Annotated in this window: 4 protein-coding genes and 3 pseudogenes; 5 read left to right on the forward strand and 2 right to left on the reverse strand. The window is 60.5% G+C overall.

Features of this window, described 5'->3' with window-relative positions; all coding sequences use genetic code 11:
- Positions 1 to 224 precede the first annotated feature (224 nt).
- On the forward strand, positions 225 to 2,339 hold the full coding sequence (locus AWB81_RS39530; protein WP_062643711.1) for a TonB-dependent receptor: 2,115 nt from the start codon (positions 225 to 227) through the stop codon (positions 2,337 to 2,339).
- A gap of 106 nt (positions 2,340 to 2,445) precedes the next feature.
- Here the strand turns inward: AWB81_RS39530 and AWB81_RS45325 are convergent.
- Positions 2,446 to 2,552: pseudogene (locus tag AWB81_RS45325) on the reverse strand (4Fe-4S dicluster domain-containing protein); the annotation flags it as partial.
- A 69-nt stretch (positions 2,553 to 2,621) separates the two neighbouring features.
- Here AWB81_RS45325 and AWB81_RS47720 point away from each other — a divergent pair.
- A pseudogene (locus AWB81_RS47720) lies at positions 2,622 to 2,756 on the forward strand (4Fe-4S dicluster domain-containing protein); the annotation flags it as partial.
- A 749-nt stretch (positions 2,757 to 3,505) separates the two neighbouring features.
- Here AWB81_RS47720 and AWB81_RS47725 read toward each other — a convergent pair.
- Positions 3,506 to 3,715, reverse strand: coding sequence for a hypothetical protein (locus AWB81_RS47725; RefSeq protein ID WP_235026160.1), 210 nt, complete (start codon positions 3,713 to 3,715; stop codon positions 3,506 to 3,508).
- 767 nt (positions 3,716 to 4,482) lie between these two features.
- Here AWB81_RS47725 and AWB81_RS39555 point away from each other — a divergent pair.
- The 3 genes and pseudogenes from AWB81_RS39555 to AWB81_RS49235 all read left to right on the forward strand — a co-directional run.
- Complete coding sequence (locus AWB81_RS39555) at positions 4,483 to 4,767, forward strand: hypothetical protein (protein ID WP_144444326.1); 285 nt, start codon at positions 4,483 to 4,485, stop codon at positions 4,765 to 4,767.
- Between the two features lie 478 nt (positions 4,768 to 5,245).
- Positions 5,246 to 5,695 carry a RidA family protein gene (locus AWB81_RS49010; RefSeq protein ID WP_087135529.1) on the forward strand — a complete coding sequence of 150 codons (450 nt, stop codon included), beginning with the start codon at positions 5,246 to 5,248 and terminating at the stop codon, positions 5,693 to 5,695.
- Positions 5,696 to 5,818: 123 nt separating this feature from the next.
- Positions 5,819 to 5,932 (forward strand): annotated as a pseudogene (locus AWB81_RS49235) (IS6 family transposase); the annotation flags it as partial.
- Positions 5,933 to 6,257 lie beyond the last annotated feature (325 nt).

The following is a 6,257-nucleotide window of genomic DNA, read 5'->3' on the forward strand; positions in this document are numbered from 1 at the left end:
AAGCTGGCGGCGTGTCTCGAAGAGGCGAAGAAGCGCTGAGCGTCGCTGAACGCCCTCCCACAATGACGCGCTGCGAACGCTATAATTCGTCGCTTCCCGGCGCATTCGCGCAGTAAATTTTTCCACCCGGGCCGATATCCTTCTGGAGAGCGAGGACGGCCAGCAGTGTCCGACAGCCTCCGTAGCAACCGCAGGTGTTGTGCTGCATCCAGACTTCGATTGTCATGTCCTTCCCGCGTAGCGAGGTCGTTCATCGCCGTCGTGCTTCGACGGCGGCGCGCCTGCTTTTCCTAAGTGCCTTTCTTGCGCCCGGCGCTCGCGCAGATGAAAGCGATTCAGGCAGCCAGCAGCTGAAGCCAATCATCGTCAGGGCGGAAAAGCAGCCCGCGTCCGAGCAGCGCACGCCGATCGCCATGAGCGTCTATGGCGACGCCTTCCTCGAAAGCACCGGCGTCAGCGATGTCAAATCGCTCGCCACGATCGCGCCGGATCTCAACTACGCGCAGCTACAGACCGTCGTGCCCGTGCTGACGATTCGCGGCATCTCCAGTCGCGACACGACCGAGATCGGCGATCCGTCCGTGGTCGTCGTGACGGACGGAAGCTCGAACAATCGCCCCTACGCGTTGAGCGGCACGCTTTACGACCTCGACCACATCTCCGTGCTGCGCGGGCCGCAAGGCGCGCTATATGGGCGCAACGCGGTGGGGGGCATCGTCGAGATCGCGACGGCCAAGCCTTCGCGGGCGTTCGAGGGCCGCGCGTCGGTCGATCTCGGCAATTACGCCACGCGAAATCTGGAGGCGATGGTCAACGTCCCGGTCAACGACGTTCTGCAGTTTCGCGTGGCGGCCATCTCGCGCCGGCACGACGGCTATCTGAACAATGCGCCGCAGGCGGACGGCGACGACGAGAACTCGCGCTCGGGACGCGTGACCGTCGCGCTCGAGCCGAGCTCGCAGCTGCGCATGCTGTTCACCGCGCAACAGACGACGTTGAAGGGCGTCGGCCCGGTCTCGCTCGACATTCCCTACATCTACGATGCGAACGGCATTCTCTCGCACGAGAAGCCACCCTTCCCGGCCGATCAGCGCACCTTCACCTATGCAACGGCGCAATCGCAAAGCATCGACGATACGATCGCCCGCTGGAGCGTCGCGTTTGACTTGCCGGGCGTCGAACTCAGCTATACAGGCAGCTACGACAACTTGACCTGGCGTTATGCGGCCGACAGCAGTCCAAGTTTCGCCGAACCGGTGTCGTACCAGCAGAACGAGTTTCCCAAGACGCTGAATCAGGAAGTGCGCGCGAGCTCACTCGGCGATGGACGGTGGTCATGGCAAGCGGGCGTGTCGTACTTTCGCGAGTCGTCGTCGCTGTACAGCGCGAACGAATCGCCGTTCGACGGCGGCGTCTATCAGCCCACACTCGCGTTCGCTTATGGGATCCGCACGACATCGACGGCCGCATACGGGCAGTCGTCGTACTGGGTGACCGACAAGATCAGACTGACCGCGGGCATGCGCGTGACCCGCGACAAAAAGAGCCGCGAAGGCGAATATTTCTTCGCGGATTCAAACGAGCCGCCGTTCGACTATACGCACGTGCCGCAGGACGACGCCGGTTCATGGTCGAAGGCGACCGTGCAGCTCGCGGCCGAATATGCACCCACCTCGGCGATGATGAACTCCCTGCGCTACGACACCGGCTACAAGTCGGGCGGCTTCTCGTCGTCGGGTTCGTATGCGCCCGAGACGCTGAAGGGCATCGAGATCGGGACGAAGTCGCTGTGGAATGCGCAGCGCGTGCAGATCAACGCGAGCGTCTTCGACTATGATTATTCGGGTCAGCAAATCGCGCAGGTGGTGCCGTTCGCCGACGGGCGTGTGGGCACCAAAATCGTCAACGCGGGCCGCACGCATATCTATGGCGCGGATGCCGATATCCATGCGCTGGTCGATCCGGTTGGCCTGCTGACGTTCTCCGTGGCATGGCTGCACGCGCGCTTCACCGATTTCGTCGTCGACGATGGCAACGGCCAGAACGTGCAGCTCGCCGGCAATGCGCCGCCGCAGAGCCCGGCGCTCACGATCGGCTTCGGGCTCGAACATGCGTGGATGACGGCGGCAGAGCGCATCGTCGGCCGCGTGGATGCGAAGTTCCAGAGCGGTCAGCACTTCACGATCTACAACTACGCCGACGATTATCAAAAGCCGTATCTGACCGCCGACCTCTCGGCCACCTGGATGCCGAACCGCAAGAACGTCGAGTTCATGGCGTATGTCCGCAACGTGACGAATCAGCGCGTATTTACGCGCCGCCGAGGAGTACACGTTTGATGACTCGTACCGTTACGCGTTCGCAGCGCCCCGCACGTTCGGGGTGAAAGCTACGTACTTTTGGTGATTCGCGCGGCCGCGCGCATTCATATGCCCGAATTTCCGGACCGCCGCCTTCCAGCGTCACCAGACGATATTCTGCGACGGGTCCTTGATATCGCACGTCCTGCAATGCACGCCGTTCTGCGCGTTGATGACGAGCGCCGCATCGCCTTGCTGGCTCTAGATCCGCATCCTGATGATGACGATCTCTTTGCACTTCGACGCCGGTTTCAGCGTCCTGTGTTTCTCAGCACGAGTCATGAAGAAAATCAGCCCGCGCGTCTCACGCTGAAGGATGCGACGGTACCCGTCGACATCATTCTGCAGGTATATACCGGGCCCGAAGCGCGTTTCCGTCCGCCGGACGTGTACGAGCTTTGAGAAGGGCGAAAGGCGATCGAACGTCATCTGCCCGTCCGGCTTCGGATTGTGATGCGGCGTCCACGGCACGCCCTGCCGAACACCTTCTACTTCACGCCGACCACGAACAACCCAGCATAAAGTGCCAGTTCTCTGTGCTTGAGCGCACAAGTGAAGCGCGATGCGCTCGGTTGCGGCTTGGGTCAGCGTCAAGGTCCGCAAGCCTTCCGCTCGATCGAGCAAAACGGGCTGCGGCCATCGATCTCGCCCATTGCCGTCTCCTTGTGTCTAATCCATACACGGCGTCTCACGAACATCGCGAGGTGCCGATGCCTGCTGAAAGAATCGCTCGTCAGCAAGGGGTAAAGCCTGCCTCCGCGCCCGACGCTCGACTCCATCGCGAAGCACTTTCACACGCGTATACGCACGGTCGATGCGCCGGTCGGTTCGTCTAGCGAAGGCGTCGTCGTACCCCGCCTTGCGCGCGGCGATCGTCCAAGGCGTACTCGAGCCGAGAGCCGTCTGTTGAAAGTTCAGGTCGCGAAGCAGTTGAACGTGAGCCGCACGCCGATGCGCGAGGCGTTCGCGCAATCGGAGAGGGGCTGGTCAGCCTCGTGCCGGTCATACGGTCATCGTCGAACGAGCGGCGGACAGGGCAACGCTGCTTGCGTAGGCGATTCAGCCGATCCAGTAGATGGGTCGGCCAATATTAGCTCCCCGTATCCGCTCGACCTCTTCACTAGCGGTTAGTTACGCGTCGACCATTATCGGCCGCCGAGGTTCTCAACAGCGCTAGCGCTCAGGTCGTTTGGAAAGCAATGAGGGTGCTCGAAGCCGATCGGCGACGAGCTTGCCGCGTGGATGATGTTGTCGGTGTTGTTCGGCCCCTGGCCCTTCGGGACTGTGCCGAGGCCGGCATGCTCGCGCATTCGATAGACGATGGCATGATCGGCGCACGCACTGTCGCCGCTCACCCCCAGGCTGCCGATGACCCTGCCGCAGCGTAGAGTGCGCCCCTTCCGCCGATGTGATGACGCCGCCGACCGTGTGCCCGATTCCGCTACCCTGTTCGAGAAAACGCGCAATGAACGGGTTGGAACTGTTGAGACTGTAAAGAGATCCACCGGGCTGGGTCGCCCCGTACCGGTTGGCGGTCGATAGCGCGAGTGCATCAAGATACGCTTTACGAGAAGGGCTTCCGCGTCGACCTCTGCTACGCCTGACGAACGGACGGTGATGTTCAGTCCGGTGGGCCCGCAGCGGCTAAGTCTGCCCTGGCAAAGTCGTTATTTTTGCCTCGGAGCAATTTCTTCGGGCGCATCTTTCATCGAGCTTACCGCATGCATTTTCAAGTAGTAGCGTCGTCGACAAGGAGCCGCAACCACAAAAGCGACCCCGACAATAGTATCCCTCCTTGATTTGGATTGCGGTCGCTTAACGAAAGGCCTACCTTGAATATCGCGTGCTCCTTGATGCGCACTCGGACTCACGAGGTCCATCGGCAGATTTTGGGCGGGTTCGTTTCGCTCGGCCTGCATCGCGAGGTTTCTACTCGCGCGTTTATCGGGAAGGCTTTTAACCACGTCAGTAGAGGGTGTCACGACGACGCATCCAACTGACCTTCGCCCGTTCTGAGCAAACGGCCCGTTTCACGAGGGTCGGGCCGCCAGTCGGAAATCCCACAGTGAGCAGCCCGCAGAGCTTTCTGATTGGCTGCTTGCGCATCAACTAGGAGTTTAAAGTGAAACTAGGAATCGTAGTCGCGACAATGGTCGCTGGCGTGTTCGCCGTGGCGGGCGCCGCTCAGGCGCAACAGTCGCAAGACGCCGCGGCACCGCAGGCCACCCCGACCATGCAGCAGAACGCGGATGCCACCGCGCCGTCGACCGTCGATAGCACCTCCTACGGCGGGATGCCCGGTGGGACCAGCATGGCCGCAGGCGCGCAAAAACCCATGGCTCCGAGGGCCCATGTTCAGGGCCAATGCAGTGCTGCTCCGAATTGCGATATTTTCTTCGGACAATAGAAGTCGCAAGATAGTGGGCGCGTCGGTGGGAGCGGTACTGACGCATTTTGCCCTGTACAAACTGGGGAAACCCCAAATTCGTAAACGCCCTTAAGAAAGGGCTAAATCCACGGACCAAACGGAACATCGGCCATGCGAACGGCTCGTGCGATGTCGCGCGCGCCGTAGCTAGACAGCTCTGGCCCCGTTCGTTCGGACAGTTTTCTCGATTTTAAGTGGAACGCTGGGCGGTCACGCGGCCGATTCAATCGCGGGCAGCATCGCGAAGCAGGCTTCATGGAGCGGCCCAAATTGGCCGATGCCCGGCTTTCCGGCACAGAATTGATCGGTGTATTCGCTGACCACCATTTGCCTTCTTCGGGTCAGGTTGACTAGTCGCCAGAATCACCTACCATTCCTTGCAGTCAAGCGAAGTCAAGAAGTAAGGGCCGTTCGACGTTCTTTACTGCCTCACAATCTCGAAGCGAGGAGCGCGATCATGTCAACAGTTCGTGCACGGCTGACTGTACTCGTGTGCCTTGCTGGATTCGTGGCTGCTTGCGCGGGACCTGAAAGTTCACAGTCGACGCGAAAGGTTGTGTTGCCTGCCGGGGTGGCCCCAGGAGCGACTCCATATTCGCCGGGCATACGCGTAGGCAACGTTATCTATGTATCGGGGCAAGTTTCGGGCGACGCCGGACCCGACATTCGTCTTCAAACTGATGTGGTTCTCAAGAAGGTCCAAGCCATCGTTGAGGCCGCTGGATCCTCAATGGAGAGCGTCGACAAGTGTACGGTTTTCCTCACCCGCCAGGCTGATTTCGCGGGCATGAACGAGGTTTGGCACAGCACCTTCCAGTCGAATTCACCTGCTCGCTCAACGGTCATCGTTGCGGCACTTCCACGCCCCGAGTTTCTCATCGAACTCGAGTGCATAGCTCACGCTTAGTTTAGGCACGATTGGCGATAGGCCGTCGTCGTCACTTCTGCGACATTCGATTCTCCTCTGCTACATATGGGGCGATGGAACTTTCGCACTTTCGCACGCGTCACCGATCACTACAGCTCGTGCGCGCTCAAGCGGCATCTGCTGAGCGCCTCAACCTATCGCAAACAACTCGCGGCGAAATTCATTGCGTGGCGCGAATTCACCGAAGTAACCCGAAATCCGTCGACCGGCTTCTGAACGAGTGTCTCACCTGCGGTGGCTCCGTTTCAATCTCGGCAAACTGACAAAGCCCATAGGTGTTGCACTTCGCTTGTGATAGCGCCGTAAGAAACTCGGCCTGCGGGCCTCCTTCACATACGACGACCGCAGGCGGCGCTAAAAGTCCAGGTAAGTTGGAGCGGCTCGCGTCTAGGATTGAGGCCCGATCCACGCGACTACGACGGAGTGCCGCCGAAAATTTGGGAGAGTCCAAAACATTGTGCCGTCTAGGGTGAGTAGGCGCCGTCAGGGTTTGCTTCTCGGCTGGGTGCAGGACTGCGCGCCCTTGTCGCCCGCGCCGAAC

Source organism: Caballeronia arationis, assembly GCF_001544975.2.
Lineage (GTDB): Bacteria > Pseudomonadota > Gammaproteobacteria > Burkholderiales > Burkholderiaceae > Caballeronia > Caballeronia arationis.

Bases quoted from the DNA above. Each gene is read 5' to 3' on its own strand.
- AWB81_RS39530 (WP_062643711.1), top strand. From the start codon at position 225: ATGTCCTTCCCGCGTAGCGAGGTCGTTCATCGCCGTCGTGCTTCGACG.
- AWB81_RS49010 (WP_087135529.1), top strand. From the start codon at position 5,246: ATGTCAACAGTTCGTGCACGGCTGACTGTACTCGTGTGCCTTGCTGGA.